At 42.1% G+C, this 15,586-nt stretch carries 14 protein-coding genes and 1 pseudogene; 13 read left to right on the top strand and 2 right to left on the bottom strand.

Annotation, left to right across the window (positions count from 1 at the left end):
- Positions 1–8: 8 nt before the first annotated feature.
- From EAE91_RS20170 to EAE91_RS20160, 3 genes are read left to right on the top strand one after another with little or no spacing between them, the layout of a single operon-like run.
- A complete protein-coding gene (locus EAE91_RS20170; protein WP_214090048.1) occupies positions 9–905 on the top strand; it encodes a DUF4194 domain-containing protein in 897 nt (298 codons plus the stop codon).
- Positions 906–918: 13 nt separating this feature from the next.
- Complete coding sequence (locus EAE91_RS20165) at positions 919–4,314, top strand: ATP-binding protein (RefSeq protein ID WP_244868959.1); 3,396 nt, start codon at positions 919–921, stop codon at positions 4,312–4,314.
- Positions 4,311–5,507 (top strand): DUF3322 domain-containing protein, encoded by a 1,197-nt coding sequence (locus EAE91_RS20160; RefSeq protein ID WP_214090046.1) that lies wholly within the window; start codon positions 4,311–4,313, stop codon positions 5,505–5,507. Before EAE91_RS20165 ends, EAE91_RS20160 begins: the two co-directional genes overlap by 4 nt.
- A 25-nt stretch (positions 5,508–5,532) precedes the next feature.
- On the opposite strand, the gene cynR is transcribed toward EAE91_RS20160, so the two are convergent.
- On the bottom strand, positions 5,533–6,435 hold the full coding sequence (gene cynR, locus EAE91_RS20155; RefSeq protein ID WP_214090045.1) for a transcriptional regulator CynR: 903 nt from the start codon (positions 6,433–6,435) through the stop codon (positions 5,533–5,535).
- Positions 6,436–6,775: 340 nt separating this feature from the next.
- Here cynR and EAE91_RS20150 point away from each other — a divergent pair, with 340 nt between their 5' ends.
- Both EAE91_RS20150 and cynS read left to right on the top strand, forming a co-directional pair.
- Entirely contained in the window at positions 6,776–7,435 is a 660-nt protein-coding gene (locus tag EAE91_RS20150; RefSeq protein WP_214090044.1) for a carbonic anhydrase, read from the top strand.
- Between the two features lie 27 nt (positions 7,436–7,462).
- A complete protein-coding gene (cynS, locus tag EAE91_RS20145; RefSeq protein ID WP_214090043.1) occupies positions 7,463–7,933 on the top strand; it encodes a cyanase in 471 nt (156 codons plus the stop codon).
- A gap of 155 nt (positions 7,934–8,088) precedes the next feature.
- On the opposite strand, the gene EAE91_RS20140 is transcribed toward cynS, so the two are convergent.
- The gene (locus tag EAE91_RS20140; protein ID WP_214090042.1) at positions 8,089–8,964 is read right to left on the bottom strand and encodes an alpha/beta fold hydrolase; all 876 of its coding nucleotides are present in this window, start codon (positions 8,962–8,964) and stop codon (positions 8,089–8,091) included.
- A gap of 766 nt (positions 8,965–9,730) precedes the next feature.
- Here EAE91_RS20140 and EAE91_RS20135 point away from each other — a divergent pair.
- From EAE91_RS20135 to EAE91_RS25090, 8 genes and pseudogenes are all read left to right on the top strand, one after another.
- Positions 9,731–10,228: a hypothetical protein gene (locus tag EAE91_RS20135; protein ID WP_214090041.1), complete on the top strand. Its 498-nt coding sequence runs from the start codon at positions 9,731–9,733 to the stop codon at positions 10,226–10,228.
- Positions 10,228–10,701 carry a hypothetical protein gene (locus EAE91_RS20130; protein WP_214090040.1) on the top strand — a complete coding sequence of 158 codons (474 nt, stop codon included), beginning with the start codon at positions 10,228–10,230 and terminating at the stop codon, positions 10,699–10,701. The genes EAE91_RS20135 and EAE91_RS20130 overlap by 1 nt, the downstream gene beginning before the upstream one ends.
- A gap of 523 nt (positions 10,702–11,224) precedes the next feature.
- Positions 11,225–12,466, top strand: coding sequence for an ATP-binding protein (locus EAE91_RS20125; RefSeq protein WP_214090039.1), 1,242 nt, complete (start codon positions 11,225–11,227; stop codon positions 12,464–12,466).
- A 1,045-nt stretch (positions 12,467–13,511) separates the two neighbouring features.
- Positions 13,512–13,679, top strand: a complete 168-nt coding sequence (locus tag EAE91_RS20115) for a hypothetical protein (RefSeq protein WP_339919470.1) — start codon at positions 13,512–13,514, stop codon at positions 13,677–13,679.
- 122 nt (positions 13,680–13,801) lie between these two features.
- Positions 13,802–14,137, top strand: coding sequence for an ATP-grasp domain-containing protein (locus EAE91_RS20110; protein ID WP_214090038.1), 336 nt, complete (start codon positions 13,802–13,804; stop codon positions 14,135–14,137).
- Between the two features lie 111 nt (positions 14,138–14,248).
- Positions 14,249–14,563 carry a hypothetical protein gene (locus EAE91_RS20105; RefSeq protein ID WP_214090037.1) on the top strand — a complete coding sequence of 105 codons (315 nt, stop codon included), beginning with the start codon at positions 14,249–14,251 and terminating at the stop codon, positions 14,561–14,563.
- Between the two features lie 24 nt (positions 14,564–14,587).
- Entirely contained in the window at positions 14,588–15,187 is a 600-nt protein-coding gene (locus EAE91_RS20100) for an MFS transporter (RefSeq protein ID WP_214090036.1), read from the top strand.
- Between the two features lie 278 nt (positions 15,188–15,465).
- Positions 15,466–15,586, top strand: a pseudogene (locus EAE91_RS25090) (IS982 family transposase); the annotation flags it as partial.

Raw genomic sequence — 15,586 nt, 5'->3', positions numbered from 1 at the left:
GGGTTGAAATGCACAAAGGTAAAAAATTGAATAAAGATAATGGCATCCTCGCTACCCTTGGGAAGTCTAATTCTGATCCTCAAGAAGAACGGAAAGCCGGGTTCTTCGATCAGTTGATACAACACCATACTCAATCAGAGTATGACCCGCTTACAGATACAGCCAGTGTTGGATCTGATGTTGCTTTTTCGGTTGTCAATCAAAGCCCAGCCTGTGAAGTTGATGATGTATTAGTCAGTAAGCACGCTGAAAACTCAAACAGTGATATGCCGCCTGATGCGCGCCGGGTGCTGGTTAGCTTGCTGCGTCAGGGCGTTATTTTGTCTTCACAGAAAGCTAAATTGTTTGAATTACTTTGTCGATACCAATCTGCTGTCCGAAAACATCTGTCAGAAGTCTATTTAAAGTTAGTCTTAGATGAAAAAGCAGGCGTCGCCTTTATCGCTGGCTTTCAGAATGAGGAAGATACTGAATCATTGGGTATAGATGATGAAGAGGTTGTCTCTCTGATTAGCCGAAGGACGCTCTCTCTATACGATACCTTGTTGCTGTTAGTGCTGCGTAAACATTACCAAGACCGGGAAACATCGGGAGAGCAAAAGGTTATCATTGATATTGAACGTATAGAATCCCATTTGACACCGTTTTTACCACTGACAAACAGTACTAAATCTGACCGAAGAAAACTCAAGGGCGCTCTTGATAAAATGGTGACGAAAAAAATATTGAGTTCGGTCCGGGGAAGCGAGGATCGTTTCGAAATTACGCCAGTGATCCGTTATGTAGTCAGCGCTGAATTTCTCGAAAGTATGCTTAATGAATACCTGAAAATGGCGGGAGAGAAGGGTATTGAGCTAAATAAAAATGGCAGCAACGCTGTTGATTATCAAGATGAAGAGGAATAGACAGGAGATGAAAATGACTGATCAAACTCTTTCGGCTAATTCATTATTTCACGTTGGTCAAATCAGATTAGCTGAACTCTCAGTTTATAACTGGGGGTCATTTAATGGCTTGCATACCGCGTTGATAGATCCTATGGGAACGCTGGTCACTGGAGATAATGGCGCTGGAAAATCGACGTTTATTGATGGCCTGATGGCTTTGCTGCTTCCTGCCGGAAAGGCAACTTTTAATGTGGCTGCGGCGCAGGGTGATCGTTCTGACCGGACTTTACTTTCCTACATGCGGGGAAGTTTTGGATCTGCCCATGACGGAGCGGGGACGAGAGTCAGAAGTAAGCGTGAATTTGGCGTGGTGACTGGGCTTAGGGCTTTGTATCAAGGTGATGATGGGTCAAAAATCACACTTGCGGCGCTTTTCTGGATTACTAAATCGACGAATGTGCTGGCGGATGTGACACGTGTTTATGTTGTTGCCAAAAGAGACCTGACTCTTAAGGAAATGCTTAATGCTTTTGGGAACGGTAATGCCCGGGCATTCAAGCAATGGCTTCGTGATGATCCGACGATTACGTGCTGTGATGATAATTTTTCTGATTATCAGGAGTTGTACCGAAAGCTCCTGTATATGGACAATAAGAATGCGCCTGCACTTTTGTCACGGGCGTTAGGTCTGAAAAAAATTGATGATTTAACCGGGTTGATTCGTGAGTTGGTACTGGAACCGAGTACGGTCAAGGATGATGCTAAAAAGGTAGTGGAAGAGTTTGCTGATCTGGTGGCGATTCATAGTCAATTAGTGGATGCAAGAGCACAAAAGGAGCACTTATCCAGGTTGCCTGAACTCAACTCAATTATCGAAAAAACAACGAAAGAATTTGAAGAATTAACGGCTGAAAAAAATAGTCTCCCGGTTTACTTTGGGGAAGTCTTCGCGCAACTGTGGAGTGAAAAAATTGCCGATATTGAGTCGGAACTTGAAGCGCTACTCCTCGAAATTAAGCGAGTTGAAGAGCAGAAAACAGATGCGGATAAGCTGGTTGAGCGAAGGCACGAGGAATATCTCCAATTTGGTGGGGATAAAATAGAGTCGCTGAGAAAAGAGGTTGATCATACCCAAGCTCAGTTGAATCGGGTGGTTAGGAATTCATCGCAATATCAAACTCATGCCAACGAGCTGTCTCTCCCTTCTGTGTTAGAGGAAGCTGTATTTCTTAAAAATCAATCTACAGCATCAACGCGGCTTGCCAGTATTCAACAAGAAGAGGGCGAGTATCAGGACAGGTTTGCCACTATCAGTGCTAAATTCAGTGAGCTACAAGCAAATATCCATGATATTTCTCAGGAAATTCGGGAGATCGAGGCAAGGCCCGATTCCAATATTGATGTGAAATATCAGCAATTACGAGATGAACTGGTTAATTCCTTAGAATTAAGTAAAGAGCAATGTGTATTTATCGGTGAGCTTATTGATGTCGAAGATCGTGAAAAGAGCTGGCAGGGTGCGATAGAGAGGGCGTTAGGCGGGTTACGAACAACACTTGCTGTGCCACATCATTGTTATTCGATGGTGACTCGCTGGTTGAACGCCCGGCATACGGGTTTACATGTCCGTGTTCAAGTTGTGAATGATTCGACAACTCAAGGCCAATCAGTGGTGTTTAAGTCTGATGGTTATCTAAGGAAACTGGTATGGCGTAATCACCCTTATCGAGAGTGGCTCAAGCACCATTTGCAGCGATTTGACCTGCAATGTGTTTCAAGTACGGAAGAATTGGATAAAACCCCGTTTTCGATGACACAGCAGGGGTTAATGCACATGGATAAAGGGCGCTTTGAGAAAAAAGATCAGCACCGAATAGATGACAGAAGACGTTGGTGTCTGGGTTTTTCGAACAAATCACGTTTAGCCATTCTTAATAACGATAAAAAAGAGTTAACTCTGCAATTGGCGGAAACCGAGAAAAAGGTGAGTCAGGCCCGTCAAGATTTGAATTCTGTTTCTGATCGTAAAATTCTTTGGGAGAAGATCCAAGGTTACCGCTGGGATGAGATTAATGCTCCTTACTGGCACGAAAAGCTTTCTGATTTGCAGGCTGACCTTAAGATGTTGGAACAGTCAGGGGGCGATCTTGATAAGGCCAGAGAGCGTTGGGAGTCGGTTAAAGAGCAGTTAGCTCAAATTCAATCGGTATTAAATCAGCTCAACTCTGATTCTGGCGGTGTTAAAAATACGCTGAAAAATGCAAAAGAGGAGTGGAGCAAAGCGCAGGCAAAGGCGTCGAAAGGATTACCTGATTCAGCCAGACAATTACTTGCAATTCGGGTTGGCGTACTTAATACAAACGATTTAGGCCGAACGTCTGAATTGGTGTTGAAAGTTGAAGAAGATTTAGAACGTCTGTTAGATATTAGCCGAAACGGTAAAGACAGAGCGGAAAGGTCAGCCATCAGCATTATGGTTTCGTTCAGGTCTAACGATAAATGGCAAGTCTTCACGGTTGACTGGCAAAGTAATATTGATGGCTTACCTGATTATCTTAATCATTTGCGACAACTAGAAGAGGAAGGGCTTCCCAACCTTGTGGAGCAGTTTATTGAACGTTTGAATAAGCATGCAACGCAGTCACTGGCGCGGATTAAAACTAAGCTTGAATCTGAACGGGAAGATGTCCTTGAACGGATTGATATCATTAACCGGGTCCTCAAGCGTACAGAGTTTCGATCAGGGACACATTTAAAGCTAGGCTCAAAGAGAGAGAAATTCCCACATGTTAATGAGTTTGAACAGCATTTGCGTAAGGTGCTTAGTCAAGTAACCAGTGATGACCATGAAGCACGGTTCCGTCAATTGGCTAAAGTAGTTGAAATACTTGGGAAAGCAAGTGCGCCAGGCTCTTCAAATACATTGGAAAGTTTAAGGCTACTTGATCCTCGTTATCAGATGTCATTTTATGCTGAAGAGTTGGATAGTAATACCGGTGAGATTCGTGATGTATTAGAGTCATCCAGTGGAAAGTCAGGCGGGGAGAAAGAGTCATTTGCGGCGACTATTGTCGCGGCAAGTTTGGCCTATGTTTTGACGCCGGATGGCTATGATCGACCAGTTTACTGTACTGTTTTCTTGGATGAAGCATTCTCAAATACGGCTGAAACAGTAAGTCGGCGGGTGCTCCGCGTATTTAGAGAGCTTCATATTCACGTTAATTTGATTACGCCTTATAAAAACCTGAATCTGGCAAGGGAATCTGCTCGTTCACTGCTCATTGCGGAAAGAGATCAGGAAAACCATGACAGCCATTTATGTGAAGTGACTTGGGAAGAGATTGACCGGAGAATGGGCGAAGAGAAGGAAAAAAAGTTGCTCGATGAGGCTGCTGATCTGGGTATTGAGTTTGAGAAACTGACATGAAAAGAGGGCAGTATGAGGTGAGTTGGGGGTTATTGCCAGCGCAAGTTAAGAGCGCCATTAGGCAGCGTGAGTGGGATAACCTTTCCTCACTAAAAGCCCGGTTGCTGGGCATCAAAGCATTCCCTATTCGCGTTGGCTTGAAACCACCCAAAGGAAACTCTGCCATATTAGATATAGCTCATTTTCAACGGTTTATTGATGAGTGGAAATCATTTCCCCATCAAGATGTTGTGGAGTGGTCTTCTAAGAATTTCAGGGAGCTATCTGAGCAACGCATTCCAACTTTTGTTGTCATTGAATCGATGCAATGTCTGATTCAATTTTTAGGGAATGATGCCCTTTCCCGAAGTAAAGTGTGGGAAAGAAATATGAAGCCATTTTTGCGGGTTAATAAAGATCTCTATCCTGCATTGGTTAAGTGTATAGATATTGTGGAAAAACTCTCGTTGAGAGATGCGGAATTATTAGCAAAATTGTTGCCACAATTAAATCAGGGCTTAGGGGAAGGACAATATCTAAGAGCACTGCCACTCATTGGGATTGATACTAAGTTTCTTGAGAACCACCAAATTTTGATCGAAGAATTGGCAGATATCATTCACAAGGGAGCTGTTTCGGCATCAGGTGGTCTTATTGCTTGGTTGGGGTGTGCAATAAATCCCAAAGGTTGGTTAACTGTCAGGCCGCTTTGCCATGCTGCGACTGCGGCGCTTGGGGGAATACCGATACTACAAATACCCGGCGAATTACTTAGAAAACATGAACTTCCGGCATCGAATATTCTAGTAGTAGAAAATCTACAGTCTGGTTTGGCATTACCCGAAATGCCTGACACGATAGCGGTGATTGGCGGCGGGAAAAACATTGCTTGGATGGATGCGGCATGGTTGAGAAGTAAACGTGTAGGATATTGGGGAGATATTGATACTTGGGGGTTGTTTATTCTCAGTGATGCCAGAAACAAGTTCGTAGATATTGAGCCTCTGATGATGGATGTTGAAACCGTTAAAGCTCATGAAGATAGAATGGTTCCTGAACCAAATCCAGTAGAATCCAATCCTTCATCGCTAAATGAGGACGAAGCAAATTTGTTTAATGATCTTATTTCTGGTCGTTTCCAATCTTCACGTTTAGAGCAGGAGCGTCTTTCATCTGATTACATTAGAAACAAGCTTATGAATTGGCTGTCCTGACACAGAAGCCGCTAGACACGATTTGTCAAAAATCGTCACTTTCTTGGTGTACATCGAAACGGTGCGTGATTAGATTGGCGAATGCCTGGCTTGCAGCGCTTCGATATGCACCGTTGCGCCACAATAGCACCGCATTACGCTGTGGTAACGTAGGTTGAATTGCGATGGAATAGAGCCCGGCCTGCTCGTGGGCTATGACATCAGGCAACAAAGTTGCGAGTTGTCCCCGACGGACAATTTCTACGATTGCACTGATGGAGTTGGCCTCAATTGCAATGCGTGGTGTGATCCCCTGTTTCTGGAAGTACAAATCAATATGGCTCCGCGTTGCAAAGTCTTTACTTAGTAGTGCTAACCCTTCATGTTCCAACATTTTCGCCGTCAATGATGTTTGTTGACCAATGAATCGATGCGATTGACCAACGATCAGGCTGAGTGTTTCGATGAACAATGGTTCGCTATCAATGTCGGGGGAGCGTACGTCTGAGAACGCGATACCGAGATCGAGCTGATTCTCCGCTAAAGAGACTTCTATTTGATCTTGCGTCATTTCCTTGATATTCAACGCAATTCTTGGATAGCGTGCATTGAAGCGCTCTACCCAATGGCCGATGAAGTAAGTGGTGAAGGTGGGTGTCATGGCTAGCCTGAGCAACCCACGGCTTAAATCCTGTACATCATGAATCGCACGCTGTCCAGCATTCAGATCCTGCAATGCACGACGGGCGTAACTTGTGTATACCTCGCCAGCGTCAGTGAGTCGCACACTCCTTCCAGAGCGATCGAACAGTTGCACGTGCAGCGACTCTTCAAGTTGTCTGATTTGTTGCGATAGAGTCGGTTGCGAGACATGAAGTTCCTCTGCCGCGCGGGTGAAGTTCTGATGTTTGGCAACTGCCAGCAGATAACGAATGTGTCGTAGCAGCATATCAATTAACTATTTGAAAATAATATGGAAAAAATGACATCCTGATCTTTGAGACAATAGAAAAATTCGTTCATTCTTCACCTGCTAGCTGTCTTATCGGCCACGATGGGGTGAAGACTATAAGGGCTTCCTGAACATGTCAACGCTGGTTTGCCGTTCTGTACGTCAGTGCCTGAAAAAGATGTGACTACCGGTTTGTTAACAAATACGTCGCCGCAGAACAGCAATGAACTATTGGAAAATACTATAGCGATGATAGTAATCCGATCTTTGACGCTATAGATAAATTCGTTCATTCTTCATCCATCCGCTTTCTTATCGATCACGATGGAGTGAAGACATGCAGGATATTATTGAAGGCTTTTTACAATTCCAGCGCGAGGTATTTCCAAAGCGTTGCGAGCTTTTCAAGCGGCTTGCCACCAGCCAAAATCCGCGTACTTTATTTATCGCGTGCTCCGACAGCCGTGTGGTTCCAGAGCTTCTGACTCAGAGTGAGCCAGGTGATCTGTTCGTGATCCGCAATGCTGGGAACATCGTTCCGTCATACGGTGCAGAATCTGGCGGTGTTTCCGCTACTGTTGAGTATGCGGTCGCTGTGCTTGGAGTCACCGACATTGTGATCTGCGGACACTCAGATTGTGGTGCTATGACCACAATTGCAACTTGTAAATGTATGGATCACCTTCCCGCGATTACACGCTGGTTACGCTATGCGGATTGTGCGAAAGCGATTAATCAGGCACAGGCGCACGCTAGTGAGGCTGCTCGAATTGATTCGATGGTGCGTGAAAACGTAATCGCTCAAATTGCTAATATCAAGACCCACCCGTCCGTGGCACTCGGGCTGGAACAGGGATATTTGAATCTACACGGCTGGATTTACGACATAGAGACTGGTTCGATCGATGCTTTAAACAGCTTGGTCGGCCAATTTGTTTCGCTTGCGGACTATCCGCATGTTTCTGCAACGCAATCCGTGTTTCACCACGGCATTTAAATAGCTTATTAATCCAAAGGAATCATTATGACACAATCTCAATACTCCCAAACTCCCCGGCTGGCCCTGACCGATGCTATCATCGACGCCAAGACACGCAAGAATTTGACGTTTGAAGATATTGCACAAGGAACCGGTCTGAGCCTCGCATTCGTCACTGCTGCACTACTCGGCCAGCACCCATTGCCTGCCGATGCTGCGAGGATTGTGGTTGACCGACTTGGACTTGAAGGAGATGCCTTCCTTCTGCTGCAAACTATTCCTGTGCGTGGCAGTATTCCCGATGGTATACCGACCGATCCGACTATTTACCGATTCTATGAAATGGTACAGGTTTATGGTTCGACGCTTAAGGCGCTTGTCCACGAGAAGTTTGGTGATGGCATTATCAGTGCGATTGACTTTAAACTTGATATCAAAAAGGTCGATGATCCTAATGGTGGTTCACGAGCTGTAATTACGCTGGATGGGAAATATTTGCCGACTAAACCGTTCTAAAGTCATTGTAATTATTGGTATCGGCAAGAGGCTTGAATTTAAGAGGCAAACCCCTTGCCGTTTCAAAATTACTGAGTGTCAACTTGACCGTTAAAAGTTCCCCACAATCCTTGATAAAGCAATGCCTGCTATAGCTCTCCAGAAAATCAAAGGGATTATGGCCGGTCTGAAGGGATTATGGTTCCAGCAGGATAAAACGAAGGGTTCGCGCAGAATTGGTCAATAACCTGCATCAACTGCGCAGGACGCTCATAAACGACCGCATGTCCACACTCTATCTCTGTAAAGCGTGCATCCGGAATTGTTCCAAACAGAGCTTTGCTGTGGCGGATGGGGGTCATTTGATCATAAGTACAGCCAATAATCAGTGTGGTGGCTTTTATCGTAGGAACAATTTGAGTGATATCGACCCGGCCATTAAGGTCCATTTGTAACGCTTCAAATTCCCCTGGTATGGCATTTTCGAAGCTGATTGCAAACTGATCTGGAAGCATATTTACATGATTGGGAGAGCTGAAAGCGCAAAACATCACAAAGTCTGCAATAGCTGGTGATTGGATCTCATATAACTGACGCCAGACAGATAAAAATCGTTCTATCTGTGAATCTGTTTTTATCCATCCTGCGATCAGAACCAAATTACGAACCAGATCCGGACGTTTAGCGGCAACAGAAGCCGTAACAACAGCTCCCAAAGAGTAACCTATTAGTGTGACAGGTTCTCCCAACGCTGCGGCCTCAATAACAGCTTCGACCTGCTTTTCAAGATGTTCAAGGGTAAGCGTTTCGTTTGCTTTTACCGGTTGAGAAAAATCTAGGGATATGACTCGATTTTCCGAGGCAAGCAGTTGAAAGAGATAACCGAAATGTATCTCGGTGCTGCCGCCAGTGCCATGTACCAAGACGATAGGATTTCTCTTGGCGTTATTCTTAATTGGATCGAGAGGTTGGGATGTGAAGAACTTTACCTCTTTTCCATCTACATTTATGACGCTTTCGTTGATATTAAATTTTTGCTCGGACTTATTCATGGTAATGAAATATCTCCTGATAGATATGGGTTATACCCGTCATCTTTCAAGTTGCCTCTTTGTTGGCTGCACTCACTCACCCCAGTCACATAGTTATCTATGCTCCCGGGGATTCGCTCCCTTGCCGTCGCGATGCATCTTGAAATCCATAGGGTATATATAGAAACCAAATATAGATAATTAAACAATTATCTTGTTAGTTGCTTAATTAAATTAATAACTAAGTATGGAGTTATTGTCAAATTATAAAACTAAAATAGTGTCGTGCTTGAATATATCCATTATTGCAAATCCAAATGTTAGGACTTGTTTATTGTATTTTGGCGATATTGCAGGTAAAGAAAATAAGTTGCAATCTATTAATTAAGTTATGAATGTTTTGTCAAGCTAAATAGAAGAAATATCAAAATATTAAAAAGCCCATATGCTGGATTGTCTTATTAATTTCTTATTTCACATTGACAGATTTTCATCCTCATACCATAGTGATTACATCACTTTTTTTATGTAATTGCATTATTAAATAATTTAATTCATTTATTGCTTGGATATTACTGATTGATGATTTATATAATTAATAATTATCAGTAATAAATCAGAAATCATTTTTCTAAATATTTTATAAAGTATTTTTTTCGCTCTGACAGCATTTCGCTATAACGTTCGACTCGGTTTATACAATCCATCGGCATGTGTAGTCTGCTTCGGAGAGATAAAATTGAATGGCATCATCGGATATTTAACACACCTATTTAGGAGATGAAAAATGTCTACTCAAATCGTGAATGAACCAGATCCGCAATATGTAGTGGCAGAAGGTGAGAAACGTGCCATACGCACGATTAAGCTATTTATTTCTCTGGGCTTTATCGCAGAAGCTGGATTTCTTTTAATGAGTTTTATTTTATTTCCCGACAATGGCCCTCTGGTATGGCGTCTCGTATGGGCGCTTGGTTTATGTGGTATTGGCATGGGGGCCGCTGTTGGGGGACTGACTTACTTGGTATCAGCACGTTTCGCGCCAGGAAGTACCGGTGCTTATATCATGACCGCAGTAAGTAGCACTCTGTTATTCAGTGTTTGCCAAACACTTTGTTGGGGCTTGGACCACAACGTGGGACTGAATTATTGGGGTTCAATAGAAATGCCGTTGCTATTCCTGATTAAAGGATACACTGCCGCACTCATTGCTGGCATTCTGGGTAGCTTTCTTCTTAATTCTGTAACAGGTGCGAGATTCCTTGCTCGTCTCAAGGTTTTTTAATGGATAAGAAATTAACTTTGCCCAATAGCTTTGCCGTTTCCGTATTTCTGGCTGTGTTGGCTGCATGCTTGAATCTTATATTGTGGCGTGCTGATATTCTGGAGATGGCACATAGCATCCCGCTGAAGGGATTAATGACTATTTGGTATCTTTTGGGATGGGGTTTTGCTCCGGGTTGTCTGACCGTGCTCACCATCAATTCAATCAGGGGAAGATTGCCTCAGAGGGTGGGTGCGGTGGTCGCCACGCTTATAAGCTTTCTGTTGGTTACAGGGATTTGCAGTTTGGTTTATGCTTACCTGACAAACTCCGTTTTTATGCAAATTGCTATGGGAGGAGAGGCTCATCATCATTCCACGGTAAATCACGGAACTGTTCTTGGTTTTATTACGCAGCTACTGCCCAGTTTATGTGCAACGGTTATTTCGATTGTGAATGCTTTTTCGATAAAAATGGGAAAGCAGTTTGGGTGATCAGAGCTGAATAAATTCTTGGTGACTAAACCGCTATTATTATGTTGATAGTTTATTACTTGTGAATTGGCTTCCAAAGCGTAGCTAGTCGATGGCTCTTCTCCCATCTTGTCATGGTGCTCAATCCCCGACATAAAGCGAAAGATATTAAGTCCCAGTTTTGTGAATGCAAGATTGGGGCTTCCTCACCAATACAGCTTTACAGTAAGCTTTTTAAGTCCGCTGGCGTCGATTCTTCTACCGTCTGATATTGTTAGATTTATTCCTCTAATTACCCTAGTTTTTCGTTACAGTCGTGCCTTTAAGCCCAAGGGAAGAGTTTTGACTGATGTGTAAGAACGTCAGAAATCGACAAATAGACGGAAATTAAACCAGCAAATAGACGCTATCATAACCAGCATTTGGACAATATGATGGCCAGCAAATAGACGCTGTACAAACCAGCATTTGGACGATAGCATAGCCAACAAATAGACGGAGCAATTTAAGCTTCATTCTCTACATTGAACATGAAAGAGCAACCTTGAATAACACACTACACCCAAGATACATAACACCACAGCTCAAGGCAGCATTGGCTGATACACCAGTGGTGTGTCTGCTTGGTCCTCGCCAAGTCGGCAAAACGACGTTGGCGAAATCTCTAGAGCCTGGGCGGGCTTACCTAACTTTCGATGACAGTACTTTGCTTAACGCAGCTAAAGCCGATCCCACCGGATTTGTACAAAGCTTGCCAGAACGTGTCACACTGGATGAAGTACAGCGTGTGCCAGAGATCCTGCCTGCCCTAAAAGCAACTATAGACATTCATCGACGACCGGGGCGGTTCATACTAACCGGTTCAGCTAATTTGCTACTGCTGCCTGGAGTACAGGAATCCCTAGCAGGTCGCGTCGAAGTAATCTTTTTGCAGCCACTTTCTGAACAAGAAAAGCAGCATAGTTCAGCATCGCTACTCGAACAGTTGATCACTAATAAAATTTCTCCTTCAATCAAAGGGGAACAAATCCTCATTGAAGGTGTAGCAGAAGCTGTAGTACAAGGAGGTTATCCGGAGCCGAATACGCGCAGTGAGGCGCGAGCTCGTCAGTGGCACAAGCAGTACCTGAACGCCATTATTCAACGTGATGTGAAAGACATTGCAGCGATTCGAGATGAAGACGAATTACTGAGACTCATTAAGATCCTCGCATTGCGTACTAGTAACCTTTTAAACATCAGTGGATTAGCGAAAGATGTAGGTCTTCAGCGAGAAACCGTTGATAAATATATCACCATTCTGGAGCGCTTGTTCTTAGTGAGGCGCTTACCGGCTTGGCATAAAAACCAAGCCAAACGTTTAATAAAAGCACCTAAAGTTCATGTAGTAGATTCCGGTTTAGCTTGTGCTTTAAACAACCTGAGAGTTGATGATTGGCATAACCTTAGTAATGACTTTGGTGCAGTACTTGAAAGCTTTGTGGTACAACAATTGATCTGTCAATCGGGTTGGAGCGAACATGAACTACACTTCTCCCACTATCGTGATAAAGATCAGGTTGAAGTTGATCTGGTTATTGAAGATGGTCGAAGAATCTGGGGGGTTGAAGTTAAAAAAGCGGCTAGTATACAGCCGAAAGACGGTATGGGGTTGGCAAGATTAGCTTCATTGGCTGACAGAGATTGGCAGGGTGGCATCTTACTTTACACGGGTAACAATTGCCTGCCAATTAGCCACATACCGAACACATTTGCAGTACCAATGAATGCTCTTTGGGGACATTGATATCTACCACGTCCTAAAGGACGTGGTTCCCTACAGGTTTCAGAGCGTAGTCTGGATATCTTCAATGGGTTCATGCTTCTCTTAGTTTCACAGAAGGTTATTTAGCGTATAAATTTTTTATCTGACCAGGAAACGCGTTTAGTTAAAAAATCACTCTCTTGGCCTGCAACTTTCCTGAAAGCAGAGTGTGGTAATCGGTTCGAGCGTTTTTCCCATCCCAAAACGGTTGTTGGTGGTTTGTCACATTTTGATGAGGAAGCTATCAGGCGCTGAGCTGAGTGGGTTTATGCTGCAATGAGATAATGGTTAATAAGGCCAGAGAGCTGACCTGTGGTTTTCACAAGGCAAGTAATTGGTTAACCGTTCTGAGTCTGTTACTCAATTGGTGAATTTTATTTGCTGTATTCTTATGTAACTAAATGATTCTTTGTTTCTTCTGCGGGATTTTAATCAATAGTTCCTGATAAGCTTGTAATTCATAAAGATTAGTACAGCTTTGCCTAGTGTCCTGCCCATTCTCTCGAAAAGTTCACTCACTGTCATTCATTACACTATGTGGTAAATTGGTTATAAATCGCAAGTTAGGACGATCGTAATAGAAATTCCCTGTTTCCAAGTCATCAGCAATCAATCAGTTATGATACCTATCGTGCAATATTTGTTTTTGTAGTTCAGGTGGCATAGAAGGGTGATTAAGGTCGATAAGTCCGAGGGGGGACATTTCCACTAAAAAGAAGTTTAAGTTTAGAATCCGCAATTCTTTATTGATTGGATATGATTATAGTTTCCATGAAACACTTTCCAGAAATACTGTAATATGAATTATCGCATCTGGTTTTTATTGAATTTGAGCCTCTCAGTTTTTATACTATCAATAGAAAAAAAACCATCCGGTTCGATTGGGTTAAAAAAAGCAAAAGAGCTGGGCGCTTATATTATATTTATTGGGTAAAAGAAGTACTATAATAAAGTATCTGATAATGATTTACTCTATATTGATGAATTCTTCGAAGCAGATACTAATGACGATGAACTTGTTATAAACATGGCTGAGTATATCAATGCTAAGAAAAAAACACAGGGTGTTATTATATTTATGGAATTCTATGTTCCCCTTGCAGCTAAAGTAGCAGAAACATTAGGTCTTAAAGGAATAACATATGAAAATGCATTGAGAGCAAGAAACAAACACCCTAATGAGAGAGTCTTTTAGGCAAAAAAATGTTCCTATCCCTAAATACGCTCTAATTTCGAATATTGACAGCGCAAAAATAGAAGCAGCCAAAATTGGGTATTCAAACATTATAAAACCTATTAACATGGCCGGAAGTCGAGGTGTTTTACGTAATCGATAATGTCATCGAATTGGAAAGGAATTTCCGTGAAGTCTGTGAAATAACTCCTCCATTTGGAGTAAAAAAATCTTCTTTATTTTTGATAGAAGAATATCTAGAAGGACAAGAATACAGTATTGAATCTATTTCCTTTAATGGTGTTGTGAACATTGTCACAATTACTAAAAAATACGTATCAAATAATGGTTATTTTGTTGAATTAGGGCATACATTGCCTGCTAATATACCATTACAACAAAAACTCGAAATAGAAAAAGTGGTAACACAAGCCTTGCTCGCGTTAGGTATTTATACCCAGAGGCAACTTGAAAGATGATGGGTATATAATGGAGGAGGACATACCGAGGTTAAGGTGACAAGTGATGGTGTCAAAGTCATTGAAGTAGGAGCTCGGTTAGGAAGAGCTCATATTCTTGAGCTAGTGTAAATGGCTACTGGTATTGATATGTGGAAAGCAGTTATCCAAGTTTCGTTAAATATTTCACCTGACTTGAGTAAGAAGTTCAGTAAATATGCCGCTATTTCTTATATCACAGCACCTACTGGCATTGTTAAAAAGGTAAATTACACAAAGAATGACTTTATCCATTTTGATGTTAACGTTGGAGAACATATTGAATCACTTAAAAATAGCTCTCAACGATTAGAATATGCTATTGCGTGTGAAGTAACCGCGGAGCAGGCTGAATTTGATAGTCACCACCTTAAAGAGAGTGTTATTATCGAAATAGAGTCAGAGTAACTCAATACGTATCCTGGTGAACCAATGGCATCTCTATTCAGATTATCTTTATTAAAACATTTACCTTCCCCAATTTTTATCATGTTACTGGGGACACTGTTAACAAGAGCCGCCTATTTTATGGTTTGGCCTTTTTTAGCGATGATCCTTTATCGGCAGTTTAACATGTCAGCGACAGGGATTGGCGGATTATTGGCGCTGTCAAGTATCTTAGGCTCAGTGACAGGCATTTATACCGGATATTTATCTGATATTTTTTGCCGCAGAACAATAATGCTTATCGGGGTGATGATAAGCATTATTTCGTTCATCATGATGTCTTTTTCATCTTCACCTATCTTATATTTAATCGCTATATCCGGAATTAGTATTGGTCGTGCTCTGTTAGAAGCATGTAGTAAAGCCTTAATTGGCGATTATATTGACTCTCCTAAAGAGAGAGAATCAGTACAATACTATCGATATTATTTGATCAATGTTGGCGCTGCAATTGGTCCTTATATTGGATTAGCCTCTGGCCTATCGGCACAAAGAGAAACTTTTCTAATCACAGCCATTGTTTATTTTTTTATGGTATTATATTGCGTGTCTTTTTATTATCTTCAAAAAAGGAAGAGAAAATAAAAAAAGTCAGCAATGACATTAGCTTTACAAAAACATTGAACATAATTATTTCTCACCGAACATTCGTGATACTTCTATTATGTAATGTTCTTGTTATGTTTGTTTATGCTAACTTTGATTCTACGCTTGTTCAATATTTATCTAGATCAAATATCAACAATGTTACCAATTTTATTGCTTTATTAGTTAACCTGAGGTTTGCTTAAGAAGGGAACTAAGTGCCTGAGGCACGATCAAAGTTTTTGTCAAAGAAAACAAAATCGTGGAGATCCTCAGGCATGTTTAATTTAGAAGAACTTTACTGCTGCGTCGATGACTTTTGCCAAAAATTTATTCCTCTCTGGCATCAACAGTTAATTGAACATGGTTTGCTCAAACGTCGCCGCGAAGCTTCCCTTT

This window comes from Photorhabdus noenieputensis (assembly GCF_018448935.1).
In the GTDB taxonomy this organism is placed as follows: Bacteria; Pseudomonadota; Gammaproteobacteria; order Enterobacterales; family Enterobacteriaceae; genus Photorhabdus; species Photorhabdus noenieputensis.
Note: the sequence above shows the minus strand (reverse complement) of the source record. Positions and strands in the feature narration are given on the sequence as shown.

Excerpts from the sequence above, each read along its gene's own strand:
- EAE91_RS20170 (WP_214090048.1), top strand. The coding sequence starts at position 9 with ATGCACAAAGGTAAAAAATTGAATAAAGATAATGGCATCCTCGCTACC.
- EAE91_RS20165 (WP_244868959.1), top strand. The coding sequence starts at position 919 with ATGACTGATCAAACTCTTTCGGCTAATTCATTATTTCACGTTGGTCAA.
- EAE91_RS20160 (WP_214090046.1), top strand. The coding sequence starts at position 4,311 with ATGAAAAGAGGGCAGTATGAGGTGAGTTGGGGGTTATTGCCAGCGCAA.
- cynR (WP_214090045.1), bottom strand. The coding sequence starts at position 6,435 with ATGCTGCTACGACACATTCGTTATCTGCTGGCAGTTGCCAAACATCAG.
- EAE91_RS20150 (WP_214090044.1), top strand. The coding sequence starts at position 6,776 with ATGCAGGATATTATTGAAGGCTTTTTACAATTCCAGCGCGAGGTATTT.
- cynS (WP_214090043.1), top strand. The coding sequence starts at position 7,463 with ATGACACAATCTCAATACTCCCAAACTCCCCGGCTGGCCCTGACCGAT.
- EAE91_RS20140 (WP_214090042.1), bottom strand. The coding sequence starts at position 8,964 with ATGAATAAGTCCGAGCAAAAATTTAATATCAACGAAAGCGTCATAAAT.
- EAE91_RS20135 (WP_214090041.1), top strand. The coding sequence starts at position 9,731 with ATGTCTACTCAAATCGTGAATGAACCAGATCCGCAATATGTAGTGGCA.
- EAE91_RS20130 (WP_214090040.1), top strand. The coding sequence starts at position 10,228 with ATGGATAAGAAATTAACTTTGCCCAATAGCTTTGCCGTTTCCGTATTT.
- EAE91_RS20115 (WP_339919470.1), top strand. The coding sequence starts at position 13,512 with ATGGCTGAGTATATCAATGCTAAGAAAAAAACACAGGGTGTTATTATA.
- EAE91_RS20105 (WP_214090037.1), top strand. The coding sequence starts at position 14,249 with ATGGCTACTGGTATTGATATGTGGAAAGCAGTTATCCAAGTTTCGTTA.
- EAE91_RS20100 (WP_214090036.1), top strand. The coding sequence starts at position 14,588 with ATGGCATCTCTATTCAGATTATCTTTATTAAAACATTTACCTTCCCCA.